Genomic DNA, 22,673 nt, shown 5'->3' with positions numbered 1-22,673 from the left:
GATCATTCCTGGTCGGTTTCGGGGCGGCTGGTGCCCGGTCGCGGCGAGGGCCTCGCCGCCTCCTCCGCGGCCCGGATGCCGGCCGCGGCGTCGGTCGCCTGCTCGGCCGGTGTGCCCGCGCCGGCGTCTCTGCGGGGACGTGCAGCCCGTGGATCGGGGCCGGCCAAATGCTCCGCCGCGGCGTCTGCGGCGACGTCCATCATTCGCCGGACAGCCTGCCGGGAACGGTCGGTGACCAGCGGTAGCGTCTGCTCGGCGGCGCCCACGACCCGCTGCGCCGCCCGCCGCGGCCGTTCGGTCAGCGACGGCGGGCGCCACGGTTGGGTGGCTGGGCGGATCGCCGCCTCGATCTCGACCCGGAGCCGGTCCACGGCGGTGAGCAGCGCGCCGTGCTGCTGCCAGGCCGCGGCGTCGGCGTGCGGGTCGACCAGCAGCAGCCGGCCCAGCTGCTCTCGCCGCTGGTACAGCTGGTCGAGCTGCGCGGCCACGCGGGCGCGAGTGGTGTCGACCGGCTCAGCGTCGGTGGCGACGGCGGCCACGCCGTCGAGGGCCGCGGCGGCGAGGTCGAGCACGTCGGCGAGAGCTTGGCGGGCGGCTGCGGGATAAGCCTCCTGCTCGAGTTCCGGCGGCAGGTAGAACGTCCGGTCGAAGATCTCGCGGCACAGGGCGCGGACGACGATGGTGCAGTACTCGATCGCGGTGAGGGCCGTGCGCAGTCGCGGCTGTGCCACGCGTACCTCGCCGCCGCGGGGGTTGAGCACGGCGCTCTGCTCGGCCCGGACCAGCGACTGGTCGGCCTCGAGAACCGATGCGCTCAGGCTTCGGGCCGCGGTGAGCCAGTCCTGCGCGGCCTGGCGCGACCAGCCGGCGCGTAGTTGTGCGGCGAGCGAGCGCAGGAAGTCCCCGAGGCGGGTGGCCAGGCCGGCAACCGCGGAGCCGGCCGATTCCACGTGCACCGGAGGAGCGATCGCGAAGTTCACCGCGATGCCGGTCGCCGCGCCGATGAGCGTCTCGTACACCCGGCCGGTCGCCGCCTGCGACGCCGCGGCGCCGCCGACCGCAAGGACGAGCATCGCGCTGATCGGCACCTCCAGGGTGTGCGGCCCGAGGCGAAGGACCTGCCCGAGTACGAGACTCACGGCCACCACGATCCCGAGGCTCCACCAGCTCAGCCCCACGACGGTGGCCAGCCCCACCGCCACCAGGACGCCGGCCAGCACACTCAGGACGCGCTGGAGTCCTTCGGTGACCGTCTGGTACACGGTCACCTGCACCACCAGGATGGCGGTCAGCGGCGCGAGAATCGGTGTCGCCGTGGTGTTCAGCAGATCCGCGGCGACGTACGCCACGACGGCGGCGAGCGTGACCTTCGCGGTCTGTATCCCGGGAATGCGGCCCGACCGCGCAAGCACCGCCGTCCGAGGGCGGCGCAGGAAGCTGGTCAGCCGCATCGCTCCTCCTCGTCGGCTGTGGCGGCCTCGGCTGGTCGGTGCGCGTTCAGGTGCTGTCGACCGTACCCGCCCGCCGCCGCGGCGTTCGTCAGGGACCAACACCGCGGCGGACTTATGGGTCACGTTTTCATGTGCTGATCGAGATCAGGTTCTCCACCTCCGTGACACCGGGCGCCGACCAGGCGACACGTTCGGCCTCGCGGCGCTCAGCCCAAGAACGTACGCTCCCCGTCAGGATCACCTTGCTGCCCTGGGTGGCGACGTGGATCCGTTCCGCGTCCGTCTCCGCCGTCCGCACCAGGGCGTCCTCGATCTTCTTCTTGAGCTCATCGGGCGACGGGCCGGTACGCGGCCGCACGGTGATGAGATTGCTGATCCCCTTGACGCCGGTGAGGTTCCGGACCACCCGTTCCGCCTCCCGCCGCTGGTAGTCCCAGTCCACCTCGCCGCGCAGGGTGACCCAGCCGCCGGACACCGAGACCTTCACCATGTCATCGGGTACGAGTGAGTCCATCTCGAGCGCCCGTGCGATGGACTGGGCGAGGTCGACATCGGTCTGTTCCTCGCTGGGGGCCAGGCGTACCTCGATGTTGTTGACGACGGCCTTGACCCCGCGGATACGAAGCGCCGCGCGTTCGGCGGCCCACTTCTTGCTGAACGTGTCCACCCGGCCGGTCAGCGTCGTCACCCCGTTCCGCACGGCCACGCCGATCTCGTTCGGCGCGATCTCGGCGTTCCATTTCAACTCGCGCAGTACGTCACGCTGGATTTCCTCATCGGTCTGGCTGGTTACTGTGCTGGCCACGCGGTCCTCCTCGACTTCTCGGTCGTCAGCTGTTCGGGCTGCTCGTGCTGCGGTAGGCGACGGCCCGTTTCGACCCTCGGCCCGGATCGGATGACTGCGGCTCACCCGCGGCAGGGTAGAAGCGCCTGCTCCTCAGAAGAAGCCGGCGAGCGCGTCGCGGACGCGGTCCGCCGTTTGCGCCAAGGCCCGCGGCTCGGCCCACGCCGGGTCTCGGGGGCCTGCCTCGGCGGCCGCCGCCTCGGCCGCGCGGACCGCCCGGCCCATCTCCCTGCGCTCCTGCACCGGCACGGTTCTGCGGAGCTGGGGGAACTCGTCGTGTTCCTCACCGCGGGAGTGGGGGGCCACCACGTCGCGCAGCCCGCCGATCGTGTCGTCGAGACGGCCGTGGGCGGCGGCGCGTACGGCGTCGGACAATGCGTCGCTGATCCGGCTCTCCTCGTCGACGAGACGGTCGGCCAGATGGTCGTCCGGGCACAACCGCCGGATCAACGGGTGGATCACCCGCTCCTCCGTGATCTCGTGCATGGCGATCAGCTGCGCCAAGTCGCCGAACGCCACGCGCTTGTCGTCTCCGGTTGACCTGGCTGCACTGTCGAACAGCCGGTTCGTCCGAGCGTGGTGCTCGGTCAGCAGCTCCAGCACGTCCTGCCCGCGGTCCGGCCGCGTCCGCCGGCGGCGCCGGCGGGCGGAGCGGACGCCTTCCTGCCGGGCCGGGTTGGGGATCCAGGCCGGCGGCCGGTCGGTTCGCAGGGTCACCGGCTCGGGCAGGCCCTCGCCGATGACCTCGTGTGGGTCACGCCCGGAGAAGCGCCGCAGCATGCTCGAAGCCGTGTGCAGATGTGCCAGCTGCATCTGTAGATGCAGTTCCCACATCGGCCTGAGCCGCCGGTCGTCCTCTTCGGCCATGAACGCGTAGTAGAGGTAACAACCCGCCGACTCCTGGACGACCAGTGCGTCCCAGCTTGCTGGCCACCGTCCGGCCGCCTGCACCATCCAGTCGTGCAGCAGGGACAACGGCTGCATCGCCGGGGGAGAGGGTGTCCGGCTGCGAGCCGGCGTGGTGGGCAGCGGGGGCGACAATCTATCCACCTCGGCGGCAACCTGACCGGCCCACGGGAGATGTGCGCGGCTGGCGAGGTCGGCGTAGCGGCGCAGGCGTTCGAGGTGCTGCCACGCCTGCTGCCGGTACGCGGACGACCGGTCCGGCTCGCGCTCGTTGCGGGCCGCCCAGCCGGCCATCTCGAACGCCGCCCGTTCACGATCGATCGCATCCTCCGCGGTGTGGTGAGTCGGTGGCCGTACCCCGGCGATGTGCTGCCGTCGCTGGGCGGTCGCGTCGCCCAGGCTGCCCACCGACCGGCGTGCGTCGACGTCCTGGACGCGGTTCGCGAGCTGCCGGTCGAAATGCTCGGCATTCGCCTCGACGGCCGCCACCATGCTGATCCGGCGGACGGTGGACGGGTCGGTCGCGCGGGTGTCGATCGGTTCGACGTCGAGCTCGTGCCAGTGCCGGCCATGGCGGTCGACCGGGATTCCAGGGTGGTCCAGCGGATCGAACACGAGAGATCTCCTCCGCGTCGCGGGTAGGCCGGACCCGCGCCGTTCGGACGGATCCGCAGGCGATATCGTCGCGGCGGGATGGGCGAGAACGGGTCACCTGAAATGGGTGGTTCCGCCGGCCGAGGCCTCGATGGACACCTCACCCGTACCGGGGGAGGGGTTCTCACCCCCGGCTGTGGACGATGTGAAGTGCCCCCGCCTTCCCCACACAGTCCGTTCGGGTGCCTGCTGACGAACGGGCGGAAGGGCGGCACCGGCGCTCGATGTCCGGCACGGCCTGCACCTGCAGCGCCTGCTTGAATCGGCCGACACGGACGTCCTGCACGGGACGTGAGCGACCTGGCGGTGTGGTCGGCGGAGGTTCAGCGCCCCACGACGATGCGGTTGTCGACCTCGGTCACGCCGGGCGCCGACCACGCGGCCGTCTCGGCCTCCGCGGCCTCGACCCAGGAGCGCACGGATCCGGTCAGGGTGACCTTTCCACCGTCGATGGTGACGGTGATCTTGCGCGTGTCCAGCTCCGCGCTGCGGAGGAACGCGGACACGATCCGGTCCTTCACGTCGTCGGGCGCCGGCATGTGGCCCGATCGTACGGTGATGAGGTTTGTGACTCCCCGGACGCCGGCCAGGTTTCGGATCACCCGATGCGCCGCGCGCCGCTGATACTGCCAGTCGACCTCACCGCGCAGGGTGACCCAGCCGTTGGAGACCGACACCCGCACCGCGTTCGCTGGGACGCGGGTGTCCCCGGCGAGCGCCTGCACGGCAGACGCGGCGATGCCCGCGTCGGTTCGCTCGTCGCCGGCCGGCAGACGTACTTCGATCTCATTGGCCACGGCCTTGACGCCGCGTACGCGGAGCGCGGCGCGTTCGGCGGCCCACCTCTTAGGGAGGTTGTCCACCCAGCCGATGAGCGTCACCACCTGGTCGTCGACGATGACGCCGATCTCGCTCTGCCTGACCTCCGCATCGAACTCCAGCTCGGTGAGCACCTCCCGCCGGATCTCCTCGTCGCGCGGAGTGGTGGATGTGCCGGCCATGCGGGATCCCTCCCGGTCCTGGGACTGCGGTGGTCAGAGAAAGCGGAGCTCGCGACCGCGCCGGATCGCGTCCTTGCGCCGGGTCGCGCCGAGCTTCGAGTAGATGTTCTTGACGTGCGTTTTCACGGTGTTCACGGAAATGTGGAGCAACTCGGCAATCTCGCCGTGCGAGAGGCTGCCCTGCAGATAACGAAGCACGGTCAGCTCGCGGTCGGTCAGCGGCGGGATGGCGGATCCGGCCGGGATGGCGTCCCGGCCGTTCCGGCTCGGGTACGGCAGGGAATCCCGCATCGCCGCGTCGAGCGTCCCCGTCAGCACCGCCGCCACCTGCGAAAATACTGGCATCGTCGGCGCGACCGACTCGATGAGTGCGCGCAGCCGGTGCCCGCCGGCGGCGAACCCCCGTCGAAGATCCTCCTCCTCCGCCATCCGCAGGGCGGTTTCGAGGCCTCGTGTCGTCTGCTCGCGATGACCGAGGCCCTGACCGGCCAGCGCGCTGACCAGACCCGCCCAGGCTCGGTAAGTCCGGGAGGTGAACTCGTCGGGCGCCGACACGTACGGCGCGACCGCCGTGGCTGCCAGGGCCGGCCGGCCCTCGGCGAGCAGAATCGACCCTTCGAGGACGGCCGCCGGAACCGGCAACGCGCCGCCGTCCCGGCATGCCTGTACGAGTTTGTGCGCTCTGTCGAGGTCACCACACGCGAGCCGGAGTTCGCCCTCCACCAGCCACAGCGCGCACCGGATCGCCAGCGGTAGGTCGGTGGTGACCATCTCCCGCGCGGCCGCCCGCACCATGCGGTGCGCGTCGCCCGGTCGGCCGGTGGCGGTCCGGATCCGTGCCTGCAGGATGGTGCCCCACAGCTGAATCAATCGATCGCCGCGCGAACCGTCCACGGCGGCGGCCGCGCAACGCTCGGCGTCCTCGAGCCGGTTCCACTGGAAATACGTCTCGGCCAGCGCCAGCCGGCTCCAGCCGAGGTCCACGAGCTGGACCAGGCTGAGCCGGTTGGCGCGGTCGAGGGTCTCTGCGGCACATTGTGCCGCCTGCCGCAGATGCCCCCGGACGGCATGACAGGCGGCGAGATGGCTGGCGGCGCTGATCGCGGCGCGGCCCATGTCGCGCCGTCGCGCCAGCGTCAGCGCATCGCGCAGGTCGCGTTCCGCCGCCGGTAGCTCCCCGCGTTGCAGCTCCGCGGCGCCGCGCGACAGCAGGGCGAGGGGATGCAGCGTCGCCGCGGTGCCGGCGGCCAGTTCCTCGCCGGATGCCGGCGCCGCCAGTACCTGGGAGGCGAGAGCGTAGCCGCCGTCCAGATCCGCTTCCAGCCGCGCTGCCGTCAGCTCCAGGGCCGCGAACGGCAGCGGTTCGGTGTCTTGGCCGTCCCCGTAGGTATTTTCGTCGGCGCGCGCCAGCTGTAGAAGGTGGCGCGTTCCCACGATGTCGCCCGCATCCAGGCGCTCCGCGGCCATCGCGAACCACAGATGCCGGGGCGGCTCGCCGTCCGGTGCCGGGATCGCCGTGGCGGGCTGATTGAGGCACCGGACGCCGACCACGATCTCGGCCCAATCTCGCTCCGCGACGCGGATCGCGGACTTCCAGTCGCCGGCCGCCAGCAGATGCCTGAGCACGTCGGCCGGCGGTCCCTGAGCCGCATGCCAATGCGCGGCGCGGCGATGGGCCTGCGCCGTCCGGTCCCGGTCGTGGCGGCCGAGTTCGCGATACAGCGTTCGGCTGAGCATCGGGTGCAGGCGGAACGTGTCCTCAGTTCCGGCGCACCGGGTGATGAACGCGCCGCCGTGCTGGAGGTCGGCGAGCAGGGCGGCGCCGTCGACCCGGCCGGTCATCGCGTTGACGAAGTCCGCCGTCAGCCGTTCCGCGACCGAGATCTCCGCCAGCGCGCAGCGCTTCCCGGGATCCAGGCTGCCCAGCACCTCGGCCGCGAGATAGTCCGCGACGGATTCGGTCGCGGCCGATCCGGCGAGGATCTGCGCCGGATCCGCATGTTGCAGCTCCACAGCGGCCAGTCGCAGACCGGCCGGCCAGCCCTCCGCCCGCGCGTGCAGCTCGGCGACCGCCAACCACGGCAGAATCAGTCCATGCCCGGCGAAGAGGTCGGCCGTCTCGTCGACGGTGAAGGCCAGGTCCGCCTCGGAGATCTCGGCGAGCCGGCCGTCCACACGCCATCGGTGCAGCGGAAAGTTCGGGTTGCCCCGGCACGCCAGAATCAGCCGGGTCCCGGTGCTGCTGCTCCGCGCGGCTTGGGCGAGTCTCGCCAGTTCGCCGGCATCGGCGGCGTCGTTGCAGTCGTCGACCACGATCGTCGGCGCCGCGGATGACCTCTGCAATGCCTCGATCAGGCGCCGCGGACCCGTCGCTGCGGTCACGCCGGCGAACGGCGAATCCACCACGCTGGTGGCCACCGCCGACAGGACCCGGTGCCAGAAGCCTTCCCGATCCCCGTCGGCGACCCACGCCGCCCGGTTCGGCCGGTCGGCGGCCCAGGACCACAGCAGCGCGGACTTGCCCCAGCCGGCCGGTGACGACACCACGGTAACGGGTGCCCGCGCGTCGTCCAGACGAGCGAGCAACCGCGGCCGTGGCATGTGGTGCGGCGGCTGATCTCGTGGACCGGCCGGCGGGGAAGCTGACACGGAGCCCGGGGATCTCATGCGGATCCCCGCACGCCGCGTGGTTGGTCCTTCTGCACGCCGTCAATCCGACCAACCCTGCCGCGGCCTGTCGATTGGCAGGACTGCCGATTCGTCGCCTCGCCCCTGGCCGGGGCGATATCGTGCTCAGGGTTGAAGGCGGATCCGGTTCTCGACCTCGGTCACGCCGGGCGCCAGCCACGCCACGCGCTCGGCCTCCCGCCGCTCCGCCCAGGAACGGACCGTCCCGGACAGGATCACCTTGCTGCCCTCGGTCGCGACGGTGATGTTCTCCGCGTCCGTCTCGGCCGTGCGCACCAGCGCGTCCTCGATCTTCTTCCGCAGCTCGTCCGGCGACGGCCCGGTACGCGGCCGCAGGGCGACGAGGTTGCTGACGCCCCTGACCCCGCGCAGGTTCCGGACGACGCGTTCGGCCTCGCGCCGCTGATACTCCCACTCGACCTCGCCCTGCAACGTGACCCAGCCACGGGACACCGTCACCTTGATCGCGTCCTCGGGCACGGTGGAGTCGAGGGCGAGTGCCCGGGCGGCGGCTTCGGCGATCTCGGAGTCGGTCGACTGGTCCGCGGGCGACAGACGCACCTCGATCTCGTTGGCGACGCCCTTGACCCCTCGCACCCGCAGTGCCGCGCGCTCGGCGGCCCATTTCTTGCTGAAGCTGTCAACGTACCCGGTGAGCGTGACAACCCCGTTCTTGACGGCGACCCCGATCTCGTTCGGCGCGATCTGGGCGTCCCACTTCAGCTCGAGTAGTACTTCGCGCTGGATGACCTCATCGGTCTGATGGCCTACTGCCGTGGTCATGGCGGCTCCTCCATAGCTGTGTACGACGAGCCGACTGTGGGCCTGAGATGGATGAGGTGGGCTCACCCCCGTGGCGGTAGATCGGGCCTTCCGGTATCGGGTCGCGGGCCTGGATTGGCAATGATGCCAATCGACGCCGGCGGCCGGCAGAGGTACGCCTGAAGGACCGGCCCACAGGGCGCCGGCGACATCGAGGGTCAGAGGGGCGCGCGCCGCCTGACGCAGACCCGTGTCCAACGATGGGAGTCCGATCGTGGTGGAGGTCGTGCCCACCCCCCTCCGTGCCGCCCGCGTACGCCGCGTGTGGCTCCGCATGTTCCTGACCGGGTTCACCCTCTGGGCGGCCGCCGTCGTAATCACTTTTGTGACCGGCAACGCGAACCTGATCCCGACCGTGGTGCTGCTCGGCAGCTTCCTGGTGCCGGTGACCTTCGTCGCGTGGGCCTTCGAACGCCGCGACACCGGAGAGATAACCGCCGGGCTGATCTTCTCGACGTTCGTCACCGGCGGCGTTCTCGGCGTTCTCGGCGCCTCGGTGCTCGAGTCGTTTCTGTTGCACCCGTCGCCGTGGTTGTTCTTCGGCGTCGGGCTGATCGAGGAGGCGGTCAAGCTCGGCGCGCTGATGCTGCTGACCCGACACCTTCGCACCAGAACGCTACGGGACGGGATGATCCTCGGTGCCGCCGTCGGCTTCGGGTTCGCCGCCTTCGAGTCCGCGGGCTACGCCTTCACCGCGCTCTTCTCGGTCGACGGGTTGTCGCTGGTGCAACTGGTGCAGACCGAGCTGTTGCGCGGCCTGCTGGCACCGGTGGGACACGGCCTGTGGACGGCGATCCTCGGCGGTGTGTTGTTCGCAGCCTCCCGGCCGGAGCACTTCAGGATCACTGCGAAGGTGGTTCTCGCGTATTTGGGCGTGTCGATCCTGCACGGTCTGTGGGATTCGATGCACAGCATCGCCCTCTACCTGACCCTGGTACTGACCGAGGGCGAGCAGTACGTGGCGACGCCGCACGGCTGGCTTGTCCAGCCAAGTACCGAGCAGGTCAACATCTTCACCGCGCTGGAGTGGGGTGGCCTCGCGCTCGTCTCGGTCGTCGGCATTGCCTGGCTGCTTGTCCTGTGGCGCAGGACGCCGCGACCGGTTCGCGTGACGTGGGCGACGCCTCGATCGCCGGTCTTACCGACCCTGGGCTCGTGAGGAGGCCGACCTTGCCTGTCTTCGGTGTCGCCAAATTCGAACGCTTCTTCCGGGCCGCCGCGGAACTCGACGTCGACAAGAACGATCTCAAGCGATACAGCGACTTCGTCGAACGCAAGCTGTACGACCTGCTGCTGATCGGTCAGAACACGGCCGGGGCGAACGGCAGGGACATCGTCGAGCCGTGGGATCTACCCGTCACCAAGGGGCTGCAGGAGAGCATGCACGCATTCCGCAAACTCGACGAAGAGATCGAGCTGGAGCCGCTCCTCGGCCGGCTGGCGACGTATCCACCACTCGACCGGGCGCTGAGTGAGGAGACCGAGGCGCGCCTGCCGGCCGTCGTCGGCGCCATCAGCATCGCCCTTGCCCGGACCTTTCGGGTGATCGATCCGGACGTGCGGAACCCGCAGTCGGAGCACTGGGAGCGCGTGTTCCAAGTCTTCGACCAGCTGATCTGACGGAGGGCGAGCCGATGACCGACGTGGCAGCCATACTCAACGCCCATCCCGGAGAACGGCGGCAGATGGACGACGACCTGCTGGTCATCTGCATCCAGGAGGCTCTCAACTGCGCCCAGGCGTGCACGTCCTGTGCCGACGCCTGCTCCGCGGACGGGTCCGCGGCCCACCTGGCCCCGTGCACGGGCGCCGCGCTCAACTGCGCCGACCTGGCCACCGCGGTGGTGCGGGTGTTGTCCCGACCCACGCCGTACGACGTGGACGTGACCGCCGCGGCTCTGCAGGCCCTCGACCAGGCCTGCCGGGCGTGTTACCAGCAGTGCCAGAAGCACGCCCTGGAAATCGAATCCTGTCAGATCTGCGGCGAGGCATGCCGTCGTTGCGCGCAAGCGGGTCAGCGCCTTCTCCGACAGAGGTGAACCGCCGCCGGATTGGCAGTCCTGCCAATGGACAACCGATATCGGCACTGTTGCTATCGAACCAGGACCAAAGGACAGCACCGCCGCAGACAACAACGTGGAGGACAACGCCATGGCACGGGCAGTGGGAATTGACCTCGGCACCACCAACTCGGTGATCGCGGCGGTGGAAGGCGGTCACCCCACGGTGATCCCCAACGCGGAGGGATCGCGGACCACGCCTTCGGTGGTGGCCTTCACCGAACAGGGCGAGCGGCTGGTCGGCCAGCTCGCCCGCCGCCAAGCCATCCTCAACCCGAAAGGCACCATCTACTCGGCGAAGCGCTTCATCGGTCGCCGCTTCGACGAGGTGTCCAGTGAGCTGAACACGGTGACGTTCGACGTCGTGCCAGGCCCGGACAACGCTGTGCGGTTCAAGGTGCGTGACAAGCTGTACGCGCCCGAAGAGGTCTCCGCGCTGGTGCTGCGCAAGCTCGTCGAGGATGCCTCGAAGTTCCTGGGCGAGCGCGTCACGGAGGCGGTCATCACCGTGCCGGCGTACTTCAACGACGCCCAGCGGCAGGCGACCAAGGACGCCGGACGCATCGCCGGCCTCGAGGTGCTGCGGATCATCAACGAGCCCACGGCGGCGGCGCTGGCGTACGGATTGGACAAGCGCGAGCACGAGACGGTGCTGGTCTTCGACCTCGGCGGCGGCACCTTCGACGTGAGCCTGCTCGACGTCGGCGACGGCGTGGTGGAGGTGCGCTCCACCGCGGGCGACACCCACCTCGGCGGCGACGACTTCGACCGGCGCATCGTGGACCACCTGGCCGACGAGTTCCAGCGCAGCGACGGCATCGATCTGCGCCGCGATCCGCAGGCGCTCCAGCGGCTCTTCGAGGCCGCCGAGCGCGCCAAGGTGGAGCTCTCCTCGGTCACCCAGACCACGATCAACCTGCCGTTCATCACCGCGGACGCCAACGGCCCCAAGCACCTCAACGTGGCTCTGACCCGGGCGACCTTCGAGCAGCTCACCGCGGACCTCGTCGACCGCTGCCTCGGACCGGTGGAACGGGCCATGGCCGACGCGAAGGTCACCGCCAACGACATCGACGAGGTCATCCTCGTCGGCGGGTCGACCCGCATCCCGGCCGTGCAGCAACTGGTCCGGCGGCTGACCGGGGGCAAGGACCCGAACATGACGGTCAACCCCGACGAGGTCGTCGCGCTCGGTGCCGCGCTGCAGGCCGCGATCATCAAGGGCGAGGTCAAGGACGTCCTGCTGCTCGACGTCACTCCGCTGTCGCTCGGCATCGAGACCATGGGCGGCGTGATGACCAAGGTCATCGAGCGGAACACCACCATCCCGGCACGCCGTACCGAGACCTTCAGCACCGCGGCCGACAACCAGCCGGCCGTCGATATCGTGGTGCTGCAGGGGGAGCGGGAACGCGCGGCGGACAACCGGGTGCTCGGGCGGTTCCGGCTGGAGAACATCCGGCCCGCCCCGCGCGGCGAGCCGCAGATCGAGGTCACCTACGACATCGACGCGAACGGCATCCTCAATGTCTCGGCGAAGGACAAGGACACCGGCGCCGAGCAGCGCATCACGATCAGCGAGAGCTCGAATCTGGACACGTCCGAGATCGAGCGGATGGTCCAGGACGCCGAACGCCATCGCGATGAGGACGCCCGTCTCCGCGAGATGATCGACGCCCGCAACACGCTGGACTCGGCCGCCTATCAGGTGGAGCGGCGGCTGGCCGAGCTCGGCGACGCGGTGCCGGTGCACGAGAAGGGCCGCGCCGAGATGCTGATCAATGACGCGCGGCAGGCCATCAAGGACGATGCGCCGCTGGACCGGCTGCGGTCCCTGACCGCCGAGCTCCAGCAGGTCTACCAGAGCCTCGGCGTGGGCGGCGGCAGCGACGGCGGCGGTGCGAGCGCCGGTGCCGGATCGGCTTCATCGCAGAGCGACCCGGGCGGCCAGGGAAGCCAGGACGACGACGTCATCGATGCCGAGTTCACGACCGGGTGACGTGGCGATGAGTGAACAGGAGCAGAGCCGGACGGCGGCCGGTGAAACCTCGCGGCCCGAAGCGAGTGCGCCGTCCGGCGCCGACGGCGAGACGGAGAAGCTGCGCGCCGAGCTCGCCGAGATGGAGGACCGCTGGCGGCGAGCGCTGGCCGACTTCGACAACCTTCGCAAGCGGGTGGCGCGGGAATCCGCTCAGCAGCGGGACGACGAGCGGGCCGCGGTGGCCGCGCGGTGGCTGCCCGTACTAGACAATTTGGAGTTGGCCCTGCAGCATGCCGACGCCGACCCGGCGTCGATCGTCTCCGGGGTTCAGGCCGTCTACGAACAGGCTCTCCGCGTCCTCGCCGACCTCGGATTCCCGCGCCGTTCCGACGTGAACGAGCCGTTCGATCCGAGCCGGCACGAGGCGGTGGCGACGATGCCGGACGCCGAGGCGGTACCCGGCACCGTGCTACGCGTCGTGCGGCCCAGGTACGGCAGCGACGAGCGACTGCTCCGGCCGGCCGCGGTGATAGTGGCGAAGGGCACCTGATGGCGCCGTCCCGCGACTTCTACGAGACGCTCGGCGTGCCGAGGGACGTCGGCACCGAGGAGCTGCAACGGGCGTACCGCAAACTCGCTCGCACCTACCACCCGGACATCAACAAGGATCCGGGGGCGGAAGAGCGGTTCAAGGACATCTCCGAGGCGTACGACGTGCTCTCGGATCCGGAGCAGCGGCGGCGTTACGACGCCTTCGGTCCGGACTTCCGGCAGGTGCCGCCGGACACGGATCCGCAGACTTGGGCACGCGCCAGAGCTGCCGCGGGCTCGGGCGGTGCCCGCCGCGGCCGGGGCGGGGCCCGCCGCGGCGGCGCGACCGCGGAGGATGTCTGGTTCGGGTCCGGCGGCGCCCAGGACATCGATCTCGAGGACCTGTTCGGCGGCATGTTCGGTGGTCGCCGAGGCGGCGGCTGGGGACCGGTGGCCGGCGCCGATCAGGAGGCCGAACTCGAGCTGTCGGTGGAGGAGGCCTATTCCGGCGTACGTCGCGGTGTGACGCTGTCCGGTCCGGGCGGCACCCGAACGCTCGAGGTGACCATCCCGGCCGGGGTGACCGACGGGCAGCGGATCCGGCTGGCCGGTCAGGGCGGTCAGGGTAGCGACGGCGCGGCGCCGGGGGACCTGTACCTGCGGGTCCGGCTGGCGCCGCATCCGCGTTACCGGGTGGACGGCCGGGACATCAGCGTGAACCTGCCGCTCGCCCCCTGGGAAGCCGCCCTCGGCACCTCGGCGGCGATCGACACGCCCGGTGGCGAGGCGAAGGTCAAGGTGCCGGCCGGCACCTCCAGCGGCCGGCGGCTCCGGCTGCGCGGCCGTGGGCTGCCCAACCCGCGTGGCCGCAACGGTGACCTGTACGCCGTGGCCCAGATCATGGTGCCGCCCCGGCTCGGCGACGAGGAACGGCGGCTCTTCGAGCAGCTCGCCGCGACATCCACTTTCGACCCTAGGCGGCAGTCGTGACCTACCCTCTGGCTAGACGGCCGGGCCCGTCCACCGGACGACTGGACCTGGCCATGTTCAGCCGTGTCGCGGGGATCCACCCGGAGATGGCCCAGCGGCTCGTCGCTCTGGGACTTCTCGAACCGGTCCGCGACTCCGCCGGCGAGCTGTGGTTCGCCCGCGACCAGTTGCTCGCCGTGGCCCGGATCCGGCGTCTGCGCGTAGGTCTGGGTCTCAACTATTCCTCGCTCGGACTCGTCGCCGACCTGCTCGACCGGGTTGCCGAACTCGAGCGCCAACTGCGCATGACGTCCTCTCGACGTACCGGAGGAAACCCGTGGATGTGAACCGCCTGACCCAGAAGTCGCAGGAGGCCCTGCACGACGCACAGACCAAGGCGCTGCGGTACGGCCACACCGAGGTCGACGGCGAGCATCTGCTGCTGGCCCTGCTGGACCAGGCCGAAGGCCTGGTGCCCCGGCTGCTCGACGCGGCCGGCGCCGACCCCGACACGGTGCGGGCGAAGGTGGAGGCGGAGCTGAACCGGCGACCCCGCACCAGCGGCCCGGGCGCCGCGCCCGGCCAGGTCTACGTGACCCAGCGACTGTCCCGGCTCCTGGACGCCGCGGAACGCGAGGCCAAACGGCTCAAGGACGAGTACGTGTCGGTGGAGCATCTCGTGATCGCCCTGCTCGACGAGGGCCCGGCGACCGCCGCCGGCCGGGTGCTGACCGAGGCGGGGCTCACCCGGGACAGCTTCCTGCAGGCACTGACGAGCATCCGCGGCAACCAGCGCGTGACGTCCGCGATGCCGGAGGTCGCCTACGAGGCGCTTGCCAAGTACGGCCGGGACCTGGTCGCGGACGCGGCAAGCGGCAAGCTGGATCCGGTCATCGGGCGGGACGGCGAGATCCGGCGCGTCGTCCAGATCCTGTCCCGCAAGTCGAAGAACAACCCGGTGCTGATCGGCGATCCGGGCGTGGGCAAGACGGCCATCGTGGAGGGGCTCGCTCAGCGGATCACCAACGGCGATGTCCCGGAGGGACTGCGCGACAAGCAGGTCTTCGCCCTCGACATGGGATCGCTGGTGGCCGGCGCGAAGTACCGCGGCGAGTTCGAGGAACGTCTCAAGGCGGTGCTGTCCGAGGTGAAGGCGGCGGAGGGCCGGATCCTGCTGTTCATCGACGAGCTGCACACCATTGTCGGCGCCGGCGGCGCCGAGGGTGCGATGGACGCCGGCAACATGCTCAAGCCGATGCTGGCCCGCGGTGAGTTGCACATGATCGGCGCCACGACGCTGGACGAGTACCGCAAACATATCGAAAAGGACGCGGCGTTGGAGCGCCGCTTCCAGCCGGTGCTCGTCGAGGAGCCGTCCGAGGAGGACGCCGTCTCGATCCTGCGCGGATTGCGGGAACGGCTGGAGGTCTTCCACGGCGTGAAGATCCAGGACGCGGCTCTGGTCGCCGCCGTGGTCCTCAGCCACCGGTACATCTCCGACCGGTTCCTGCCCGACAAGGCCATCGACCTGGTCGACGAGGCGTGCGCGATGCTGCGGACCGAGATCGACTCGATGCCTGCCGAGCTGGACGAGCTCACTCGCAGACTGACCCGCCTCGAGATCGAGGAGGCGGCGCTGTCGAAGGAGGACGACCCGGCGAGCGTGGCCCGCCTCGACCAACTCCGCAAAGAGCTCGCCGACCTACGGGCCGAGGTGGATGCGCTGCGTGCCCAGTGGGACGCCGAACGGCAGGCGCTGAAACGGGTTCAGGACCTGCGTCGTGAGCTGGAGCAGATCCGGCTGGAGGCGGAACAGGCGGAGCGCAACTACGACCTCAACCGCGCCGCCGAGCTGCGCCACGGCAAATTGCCCGACCTCGAGCGTCGGCTGCAGGCCGAGGAGCAGCGGCTCGCCGCGAAGCAGGGCAGCAAGCGAATGCTGCGCGAGGTCGTCACCGAGGCGGAGATCGCGTCCATCGTGTCCCGCTGGACCGGAATCCCGGTCAGCCGCCTGACCGAAGGCGAACGGCAGAAGCTGCTGCGGCTGGATCAGATCCTGCACGAGCGGGTGATCGGGCAGGACGAGGCGGTCCAGCTGGTCACCGACGCGATCATCCGGGCTCGCTCCGGGATCAAGAACCCGCGCCGGCCGATCGGGTCGTTCATCTTCCTCGGCCCCACGGGGGTGGGAAAGACCGAACTGGCGCGCACCCTGGCCGCGGCGTTGTTCGACACCGAGGACAACATGGTCCGGATCGACATGAGCGAATACCAGGAGCGGCACACCGTGAGCCGGCTCGTCGGGGCGCCACCCGGATACGTCGGCTACGAAGAGGGCGGGCAGCTCACCGAGGCGGTACGACGCAAGCCGTACTCGGTGGTGCTCTTCGACGAGATCGAGAAGGCGCACGCGGACGTGTTCAACACGCTGCTGCAAGTGCTCGACGACGGGCGTCTCACCGACGCGCAGGGCCGCACCGTCGACTTCCGCAACACCGTGATCATCATGACCTCGAACATCGGCTCCCAGTACCTGCTCGAGGGCATCTCCGACGCCGGTGAGATCAAGCCCGAGGGCCGCGACCTGGTCATGGGCGAGCTGCGGCGGCACTTCCGGCCCGAGTTCCTCAACCGCGTCGACGACATCGTGCTGTTCAAGCCGCTCACCCAGCCGGAGATCGAGCGCATCGTCGACCTGATGTTCAACGAACTGCGCGAGCGGCTCGCCGAGCGGCGGATGACGTTGGAGATCACCGACGAGGCACAGCGGTTCATCGCCCGCCAGGGCTTCGACCCGGTGTACGGCGCCCGGCCGCTGCGCCGCTTCATCGCCCGCGAGGTGGAGACCCGCATCGGTCGGGCGCTGCTCGCCGGGGACGCCCAGGACGGCGCGGTGATCCGGGTGGACGTGATCGACGGTGAGCTGACCGTCACCTACGAGAACCCACCGGAGGAGTGACGTGGAAAGCAGGGTGATCGAGTGCCCCCACTGCGGGCGCAAGAACCGGATCCCCGCGGCCGCCGACGGCATCCCGCACTGCGGCAACTGTCACCAGCCGTTGCCCTGGATAGCCGAGGCCGGCGACGACGACTTCGGCGACGTGGCTGAGCGGTCGAACATCCTGGTCCTGGTGGACATGTGGGCGACCTGGTGCGGCCCGTGCCGGCAGGTCAGCCCCGCCCTGGAACAGGTGGCCCGCGACCTGGCCGGCAAGGTCAAGCTGGTCAAGGTCGACGTGGACAAGGCGCCCAAGTTGTCCGAGCGGTTCACGATCCAGGCCGTACCGACGCTGATGCTGATGCGCGACGGCAAGGTGGTGGCCCGCCGGGCCGGCGCCGCACCCGCTTCGGCCCTGCGCGGCTGGATCGACGAGGTTCTGCGGGGTGCGACGTGAGCTCCGAGACTCCCGACACCGCCGGCGCCTATCCCCGCCTGTCCGCCGAGCAGATCGAAATGCTGAGCCGGCGCGGCGAGAAGCGGCCGGTTCAGCGAGATGACGTGCTTGTCGCCGAGGGCCAGCGGGACCGCGACTTCCTCGTCGTACTCTCCGGCAAGGTCGCGGTGATCGAGGGGTACGGCACCCCGAAAGCCCGGGTGGTCCGGGTTCACGGCCCGCGCCGCTTTCTCGACGAGCTCGGCCTGCTCACCGGCCAGCCGTCCTTCGTCTCGATGGTCGCGCAGGAGCCGGGCGAGGTTCTCGCGGTGCCCCTGCCCGCGCTGCACGAACTGGTCCGCGAGCAGCCCGACCTCGGGGACCTGATCCTGCGCAGTTTCCTGGCCCGCCGGGAACTGCTGATCGGCAGCATCACCGGCATCAAGATCGTCGGTTCGCGGTTCAGCCCGGACACTCGCCGCCTGCGCGAACTGGCCGCGCGTAACCGGGTGCCGCACACCTGGATCGACCTGGAGGACGATCCGGACGCCGAACAGCTGTTGCGTCGGCTGTCGATCAGTGCGCAGGACACGCCGGTGGTGATCTGGCGCGACCGGGTGCTGCGCAATCCCTCGAACGCGGAACTGGCCCGGATCGCCGGCCTGCGGCGTTCGCACCAGGAGGACGCCATGTGCGACGTCGTCGTGGTCGGCGCGGGGCCGGCCGGCCTGGCCGCCGCGGTGTACGGCGCTTCCGAAGGACTCGCGACGGTCGTCCTCGACTCGGTGGCTACCGGCGGGCAGGCCGGTACCTCCTCCCGGATCGAGAACTACCTCGGGTTCCCGGCCGGCATCTCGGGTGCCGACCTGGCCGACCGCGCCGTGGTGCAGGCGAAGAAGTTCGGCGCCGAGCTCAACGTTCCGGTCGAGGCGGTACGGCTCGAATGGCGGGGCAGCGACCAGATCGTGCACCTCGACGACGGGGCGCAACTGCGGACCCGGACGGTGGTGATCGCCACCGGCGCGCGGTACCGGAAACTCGACGTGCCGCGCCTCGGGGAGTTCGAGGGCACCAGCGTGTACTACGCCGCCACCTTCATGGAGGCGGTCCTCTGCGAGCGGCAACCGGTCTCGGTCGTCGGCGGCGGCAACTCCGCCGGCCAGGCTACGGTCTTCCTCGCCCGGCACGCCTCGCGGGTCCGGCTGATCATCCTGCACGACGATCTGAACCGCGACATGTCCCGGTACCTGGTCGACCAGATCGAGCGGTTGCCCAACGTCGAAGTGCTGCGCCATACGGAGGTCACCGAGCTGATCGGCGACGACGGCCGGCTGCAGGCGCTCGGCGTGCGCGACATCAAGACCGGCGACCGGCAGCAGATCCCGACGACGGTGCTGTTCACCTTCATCGGGGCACAGCCCTGCACCGGCTGGCTCTCGTCCAGCGTGGCCCTGGACGAGCGCGGTTACGTCCTGACCGGGGCGCAGGTGCGCACCGACGAGGAGCCGCAGCCGGCGATGCTCGAGACCAGCCGGCCCGGGGTCCTCGCCGTGGGTGACGTCCGCAGCGGCTCGATCAAGAGAGTCGCGTCCGCAGTCGGTGAGGGCTCCATGGCCGTACGTCTGATTCATGACCACCTTGCCCGTACGTGACGACCGGAAGGAACCATCATGTTGGAGACACTCAGCCGTCACTGGTGGGCGGTGGCCCTCCGCGGCGCCGCCGCGATCCTGTTCGGCGTGCTCGCCCTCGTCTGGCCCGGGATCACCGTCCTCGCGCTGGTCCTCCTCTTCGGCGCCTACGCGCTGGTGGACGGCGCGTTCACCCTGGCCGCCGCGTTCGGCAACCGGGACGGCGGCCGCACACGTGGCGACCGCGCCTGGCTCTTCGCCCGCGGTATCGCCGGCATCCTGACCGCCGTCATCGCGGTCGTCTGGCCCGGTATCACCGCGCTCGCGCTGCTCTGGGTGATCGCCCTCTGGGCCATGGTGACCGGTGTGCTCGAGATCGTCGCCGCGTTCCGACTCCGCAAGGAGATGCGGCATGAGTGGCTGCTGGCGCTGAGCGGCGCGTTGTCCGTGCTGTTCGGCGTTCTGCTGGTCGTCTGGCCGGCCGCCGGAGTCCTGACCTTGGTCGTGCTGATCGGAATCGCAGCCATCGCCTTCGGTATCACGCTGCTGACGCTTGGCCTGCGTCTGCGCCAGGCGCGACGCCACGATCCGGCAGCGGCCGGCCAGCACCATCGACCTGCTACCACCTGATTGCAGGCAATCGTGACCATCACCGTGGGGCTCGCCGGTGCGGGCCGCCGAGCAGCACGAGTACACGCCCCGGCACTGGCCACGGCTCCGGACATCGAGTTCGCGGGCATCTGGGCGCTGGGTCCCGGGCGGGTGCGTGCGCTTGCCGACCGGCACGGTGTCCAAGCGTTCTGGGAGTTCGGCGACCTGCTGGAGAACTGCGACGCCGTAGCGTTCGCGGTGCCGCCGGCGGCGCAACCTGACCTGGCCGCGACGGCGGTCGAGCGCGGCCGCAGCGTCCTGCTGGAGCGGCCGATCGCCGGCGACCTGGCGGGAGCCGAGGAGCTGGCCAAAACAGTGCGGGAGAAGAATGTGGTCTCGCAGATCGGGCTCGCCTGGCGGTACGCCGCCCAAGTACGGGATTTCCTGCGCACCGATGTGGAGCGGGTGCGGCCGGTGAGCGGCCGGGGCCGGGTGCTCTCCGACGATCACCTGGACGACGACCTCGCGGCCACCTGGCGGATCGAGCGGGGCGTGCTGCACGACCACGGGGTGGACCTTCTCGATCTGCTGGGGGCCACGCTCGGCCCGATCACCGGCGTACGGGCGCACGGTGACCCGCACGGCTGGATCGGCCTCCTGCTCGATCATCTGGGTGGTCACCACAGCGAGGCGTCCATGTCGGCGACTGTGCCGCGCGGCGTCTCCCGCGCCGAGGTGGAAATCTGCGGGCCGGGAGGCGCGGCGACGCTCGACTGTGTCGGCGTCGTCGGCCCGCCCGCCTACCGCACCATGTACGCCGAGTTCGCCGACGCGGTGGAGCGGCAGGTCACGCCGGCGCTGGACGTCGAGCACGGCCTGCATCTGCAGCGCGTGATCGAGGCTGCCGACACCGACATCGTGGTCGGCAGCTGACCGGATTCAGACGTGGCCCTCGTCGATTTCAGACGTAGCCCTCGTCGGTTTCAGACGAAGACCTCGTCGGTTTCAGACGAAGACCTCGTCGACGAAGCACCACCGCCAGCCCTCGCCCGGCTCGAACGACCGGACGATCGGGTGCCCTTCCGTGTGTGCGTGCCGCCGCGCGTGCCGGCTTGGGGACTCGTCGCAACAACCGACGTGCCCGCAGGTCAGGCACAACCGCAGGTGGAGCCACGGGGTGCCGAACAGCAGGCACTCGGCACAACCCTGCGGCGTCTGCGGCACGACCGGCCGGATCATGCCGATGTGTGGATCAACCGTCGCGGTCATGGTCACACCTCCGAGAGGAGGTGCTTGTCGTCGACCGCCAGGTATACCACCGAATCCTGCACCCGGTCGATGTCCTCGGCCGTCGCGTAGGCGTCGGCCCGGAGCAGACCCTTCCGGTCGATTTTGATGAAGCCGGCCAGCAGCAGACGCTCCCGCAGCTCGCCGGGAACGTGTGGCTCATCGTCCACGGTGGCCTGGCCCCGGCTGGTCACCGCCTCCGGGTCGCCGAGCTTCACCAGCGTCACCGTGCCGACCGTACGGCCGACGGTGTCGCGGACGGCCATGCCCTCCAGCACCTGGGAGATGGGTCCGATCCGGTCGCCGCGGTATTCGTCGTGCCGTCGCACGTCGGTGCTGCCGGCCGCGGTCAGCGCCTGCCGGGCCTGATCGACTTCCTCGTCGGTGCCGTGCACCACCACCAGGTAGCTGCCGGCCCGGACCAACTGCTCGTACCTGGGCAGGTGCCGTTTCGCCACGAAGTGGCCGAGGACCGCGCCGACGGCGCCGCCGAGCAGAGCGCCCTGGCCGGCGCCGACCGCCGCCGCGGCGAGCGGGCCGAGCACGATGAGCGGGCCGGCGCCCGGCACGAACAGCAGCGCACTGCCGGCCAGCAGTCCGAACAGACCGCCGACCCAGGCTCCGGTGGCCGCGCTCGGGCCCGCGATGTCGCCCGTGGTCACGTACCCGTTGAGCCGCAGCTCGCTCTGCAGGTCCCGGCCCACCACGGAGATCTGGTCGGGGCGCAGTCCGGCGTCGAGGAGCCGCTCGACCGCCCGGTGCGCCGTGTCGAAATCAGCGAAGACGGCGATGACCGCTTGCTGGTTCTCGTGGACCGGGGTGCTGTCGACGGCCGGCGCGTCGGTGCCGATCGGGGCGAGGTCGCGGCTCTCCGGGGCGGATCCCCGGCGATCGTTGAGGGTTTCGGTCATGACGTAGCTCCCTTGGGTGTCGCGGGGATGCAGGATCGATACTCCGAGGTACGCCGCCGCCGGCCGCGGAGTGAGCCAGGCTCCGCCCCGCCGGCCGGCGAACGCTTCAGGACTCCCGGACCGAGATTTGCCGGGGCTGGCTCTTGGCGGACTTGCCCACGCGTACGGTCAGCACGCCGTTGTTCAGCTCAGCGTCAACCTGATCGGGGTCGACCTGGCCGGGCAGGGCGACCACGTACTGGAACTGACCGGTCCGACGGGTCCGCCGGCGCAGCACGCCGGTGCGCTCCTTCTCCTTGATTTCGCCGCTGATGCGCACCTCGTTCTCGCGCAGCTCGATGTGCACGTCGTCCCGGCGCACACCGGGCAGCTCCAGCTCGAGCACGTACGCGTCGTCCTCCTCCTCGATGTCCGCGGCCGGAGTCCAGATCGGTGCGCCACCGGCCGGCACCGGCTGCTGGAAGATGGTGCCGAAGATGTCCGCCATCTGTTCCTGGAGGCTCTGGAATTCGGCGAACGGGTCGATGCGACGGGCGGGCGTTCCGGCGTTGCCGCGGTAGCGAGCGGGGGTAGTGGTCACGATGTGCCGTCCCTTCGGTAGCGGGCAGCCCTGCGCTGCCACGCCCGAACGATCGCTCCCGTCCGGGTGAGACCGGCTCACCCGGACGGGGCGATACGTGGCGGCTCGGCTTCTACAGCCGGCGCTGTTGCAGCACGTACAGCATCCCGAATGACGGCCCTACCAGCAGGATCGCGGCCGCGACGACCACCGCGAGCGCGGTCAGCGATGAGTCCGGGGCGGCGACCGTGCCGATCGCCGCGTGCGTGCCCAGCAGGTACGGGTACTGTGCCACGCCCCACGCCACCACGATCGCGGCGACCGCCAGCGCGGCCAGCGCCCGGACCAGGCGGGCCGCCCCCCCCCCCCGAAAGGCCCCCGCCGGGCCGCCCGCCCCCCCGCCCCCGGGCGCC

At 70.4% G+C, this 22,673-nt stretch carries 21 protein-coding genes and 1 pseudogene; 12 read left to right on the top strand and 10 right to left on the bottom strand.

The annotated features are described in order from the left end of the window. Positions 1-2: 2 nt before the first annotated feature. The 6 genes from ODJ79_RS44475 to ODJ79_RS44450 form a co-directional block, all read right to left on the bottom strand. A complete protein-coding gene (locus ODJ79_RS44475) occupies positions 3-1,451 on the bottom strand; it encodes an aromatic acid exporter family protein (RefSeq protein WP_263029787.1) in 1,449 nt (482 codons plus the stop codon). Positions 1,452-1,578: 127 nt separating this feature from the next. Further along, the gene (locus ODJ79_RS44470; RefSeq protein ID WP_263029786.1) at positions 1,579-2,256 is read right to left on the bottom strand and encodes a BON domain-containing protein; all 678 of its coding nucleotides are present in this window, start codon (positions 2,254-2,256) and stop codon (positions 1,579-1,581) included. A 132-nt stretch (positions 2,257-2,388) separates the two neighbouring features. Further along, the gene (locus ODJ79_RS44465) at positions 2,389-3,816 is read right to left on the bottom strand and encodes a hemerythrin domain-containing protein (RefSeq protein ID WP_263029785.1); all 1,428 of its coding nucleotides are present in this window, start codon (positions 3,814-3,816) and stop codon (positions 2,389-2,391) included. 362 nt (positions 3,817-4,178) lie between these two features. Further along, positions 4,179-4,856: a BON domain-containing protein gene (locus ODJ79_RS44460; RefSeq protein ID WP_263029784.1), complete on the bottom strand. Its 678-nt coding sequence runs from the start codon at positions 4,854-4,856 to the stop codon at positions 4,179-4,181. Between the two features lie 33 nt (positions 4,857-4,889). Then, positions 4,890-7,403 (bottom strand): LuxR C-terminal-related transcriptional regulator, encoded by a 2,514-nt coding sequence (locus ODJ79_RS44455; protein WP_263029783.1) that lies wholly within the window; start codon positions 7,401-7,403, stop codon positions 4,890-4,892. A 246-nt stretch (positions 7,404-7,649) separates the two neighbouring features. Continuing rightward, a complete protein-coding gene (locus tag ODJ79_RS44450; protein WP_263029782.1) occupies positions 7,650-8,327 on the bottom strand; it encodes a BON domain-containing protein in 678 nt (225 codons plus the stop codon). A 394-nt stretch (positions 8,328-8,721) separates the two neighbouring features. Here ODJ79_RS44450 and ODJ79_RS44445 point away from each other — a divergent pair, with 394 nt between their 5' ends. The 12 genes from ODJ79_RS44445 to ODJ79_RS44390 all read left to right on the top strand — a co-directional run bounded on the left by ODJ79_RS44445 (position 8,722) and on the right by ODJ79_RS44390 (position 20,436). Then, entirely contained in the window at positions 8,722-9,525 is an 804-nt protein-coding gene (locus ODJ79_RS44445; RefSeq protein WP_263029781.1) for a PrsW family intramembrane metalloprotease, read from the top strand. Beyond that, the gene (locus ODJ79_RS44440; RefSeq protein ID WP_263029780.1) at positions 9,522-9,986 is read left to right on the top strand and encodes a DUF1931 family protein; all 465 of its coding nucleotides are present in this window, start codon (positions 9,522-9,524) and stop codon (positions 9,984-9,986) included. Before ODJ79_RS44445 ends, ODJ79_RS44440 begins: the two co-directional genes overlap by 4 nt. 14 nt (positions 9,987-10,000) lie before the next feature. Continuing rightward, positions 10,001-10,405 (top strand): four-helix bundle copper-binding protein, encoded by a 405-nt coding sequence (locus ODJ79_RS44435; RefSeq protein WP_263029779.1) that lies wholly within the window; start codon positions 10,001-10,003, stop codon positions 10,403-10,405. Positions 10,406-10,517: 112 nt separating this feature from the next. Beyond that, a complete protein-coding gene (gene dnaK, locus ODJ79_RS44430; protein ID WP_263029778.1) occupies positions 10,518-12,425 on the top strand; it encodes a molecular chaperone DnaK in 1,908 nt (635 codons plus the stop codon). Between the two features lie 7 nt (positions 12,426-12,432). Next, positions 12,433-12,957 carry a nucleotide exchange factor GrpE gene (locus ODJ79_RS44425; protein ID WP_263029777.1) on the top strand — a complete coding sequence of 175 codons (525 nt, stop codon included), beginning with the start codon at positions 12,433-12,435 and terminating at the stop codon, positions 12,955-12,957. Next, complete coding sequence (locus ODJ79_RS44420; RefSeq protein WP_263029776.1) at positions 12,957-13,928, top strand: DnaJ C-terminal domain-containing protein; 972 nt, start codon at positions 12,957-12,959, stop codon at positions 13,926-13,928. Before ODJ79_RS44425 ends, ODJ79_RS44420 begins: the two co-directional genes overlap by 1 nt. 53 nt (positions 13,929-13,981) lie before the next feature. Then, entirely contained in the window at positions 13,982-14,254 is a 273-nt protein-coding gene (locus tag ODJ79_RS44415) for a chaperone modulator CbpM (protein WP_263029775.1), read from the top strand. Then, positions 14,245-16,866 carry an ATP-dependent chaperone ClpB gene (gene clpB, locus ODJ79_RS44410; RefSeq protein ID WP_263029774.1) on the top strand — a complete coding sequence of 874 codons (2,622 nt, stop codon included), beginning with the start codon at positions 14,245-14,247 and terminating at the stop codon, positions 16,864-16,866. The genes ODJ79_RS44415 and clpB overlap by 10 nt, the downstream gene beginning before the upstream one ends. A 1-nt stretch (position 16,867) precedes the next feature. Next, positions 16,868-17,302 (top strand): thioredoxin, encoded by a 435-nt coding sequence (gene trxA / locus ODJ79_RS44405; RefSeq protein ID WP_263029773.1) that lies wholly within the window; start codon positions 16,868-16,870, stop codon positions 17,300-17,302. Then, on the top strand, positions 17,299-18,933 hold the full coding sequence (locus ODJ79_RS44400) for an FAD-dependent oxidoreductase (RefSeq protein ID WP_263029772.1): 1,635 nt from the start codon (positions 17,299-17,301) through the stop codon (positions 18,931-18,933). The genes trxA and ODJ79_RS44400 overlap by 4 nt, the downstream gene beginning before the upstream one ends. Before the next feature lie 18 nt (positions 18,934-18,951). Next, a complete protein-coding gene (locus tag ODJ79_RS44395) occupies positions 18,952-19,542 on the top strand; it encodes an HdeD family acid-resistance protein (protein ID WP_263029771.1) in 591 nt (196 codons plus the stop codon). Between the two features lie 12 nt (positions 19,543-19,554). Further along, positions 19,555-20,436 carry a Gfo/Idh/MocA family protein gene (locus ODJ79_RS44390; RefSeq protein WP_263029770.1) on the top strand — a complete coding sequence of 294 codons (882 nt, stop codon included), beginning with the start codon at positions 19,555-19,557 and terminating at the stop codon, positions 20,434-20,436. Positions 20,437-20,508: 72 nt separating this feature from the next. On the opposite strand, the gene ODJ79_RS44385 is transcribed toward ODJ79_RS44390, so the two are convergent. From ODJ79_RS44385 to ODJ79_RS44370, 4 genes and pseudogenes are all read right to left on the bottom strand, one after another. Continuing rightward, positions 20,509-20,772: a UBP-type zinc finger domain-containing protein gene (locus ODJ79_RS44385; RefSeq protein WP_263029769.1), complete on the bottom strand. Its 264-nt coding sequence runs from the start codon at positions 20,770-20,772 to the stop codon at positions 20,509-20,511. A gap of 2 nt (positions 20,773-20,774) precedes the next feature. Beyond that, positions 20,775-21,701 carry a general stress protein gene (locus ODJ79_RS44380; RefSeq protein ID WP_263029768.1) on the bottom strand — a complete coding sequence of 309 codons (927 nt, stop codon included), beginning with the start codon at positions 21,699-21,701 and terminating at the stop codon, positions 20,775-20,777. A gap of 106 nt (positions 21,702-21,807) precedes the next feature. Then, positions 21,808-22,281 (bottom strand): Hsp20/alpha crystallin family protein, encoded by a 474-nt coding sequence (locus ODJ79_RS44375; protein WP_263029767.1) that lies wholly within the window; start codon positions 22,279-22,281, stop codon positions 21,808-21,810. Positions 22,282-22,393: 112 nt separating this feature from the next. After that, positions 22,394-22,673, bottom strand: a pseudogene (locus ODJ79_RS44370) (hypothetical protein); the annotation flags it as partial.

The sequence above is a fragment of the Actinoplanes sp. KI2 genome (assembly GCF_025630775.1).
Classification (GTDB): Bacteria; Actinomycetota; Actinomycetes; order Mycobacteriales; family Micromonosporaceae; genus Actinoplanes.
This window is presented reverse-complemented; position numbering and strand designations above follow the sequence as displayed.

What these genes read in the sequence shown, in the direction of transcription:
- ODJ79_RS44475 (WP_263029787.1), bottom strand. Translation starts at nt 1,451, where the DNA reads ATGCGGCTGACCAGCTTCCTGCGCCGCCCTCGGACGGCGGTGCTTGCG.
- ODJ79_RS44460 (WP_263029784.1), bottom strand. Translation starts at nt 4,856, where the DNA reads ATGGCCGGCACATCCACCACTCCGCGCGACGAGGAGATCCGGCGGGAG.
- ODJ79_RS44450 (WP_263029782.1), bottom strand. Translation starts at nt 8,327, where the DNA reads ATGACCACGGCAGTAGGCCATCAGACCGATGAGGTCATCCAGCGCGAA.
- ODJ79_RS44435 (WP_263029779.1), top strand. Translation starts at nt 10,001, where the DNA reads ATGACCGACGTGGCAGCCATACTCAACGCCCATCCCGGAGAACGGCGG.
- dnaK (WP_263029778.1), top strand. Translation starts at nt 10,518, where the DNA reads ATGGCACGGGCAGTGGGAATTGACCTCGGCACCACCAACTCGGTGATC.
- ODJ79_RS44425 (WP_263029777.1), top strand. Translation starts at nt 12,433, where the DNA reads ATGAGTGAACAGGAGCAGAGCCGGACGGCGGCCGGTGAAACCTCGCGG.
- ODJ79_RS44420 (WP_263029776.1), top strand. Translation starts at nt 12,957, where the DNA reads ATGGCGCCGTCCCGCGACTTCTACGAGACGCTCGGCGTGCCGAGGGAC.
- ODJ79_RS44415 (WP_263029775.1), top strand. Translation starts at nt 13,982, where the DNA reads ATGTTCAGCCGTGTCGCGGGGATCCACCCGGAGATGGCCCAGCGGCTC.
- ODJ79_RS44395 (WP_263029771.1), top strand. Translation starts at nt 18,952, where the DNA reads ATGTTGGAGACACTCAGCCGTCACTGGTGGGCGGTGGCCCTCCGCGGC.
- ODJ79_RS44385 (WP_263029769.1), bottom strand. Translation starts at nt 20,772, where the DNA reads ATGACCGCGACGGTTGATCCACACATCGGCATGATCCGGCCGGTCGTG.
- ODJ79_RS44380 (WP_263029768.1), bottom strand. Translation starts at nt 21,701, where the DNA reads ATGACCGAAACCCTCAACGATCGCCGGGGATCCGCCCCGGAGAGCCGC.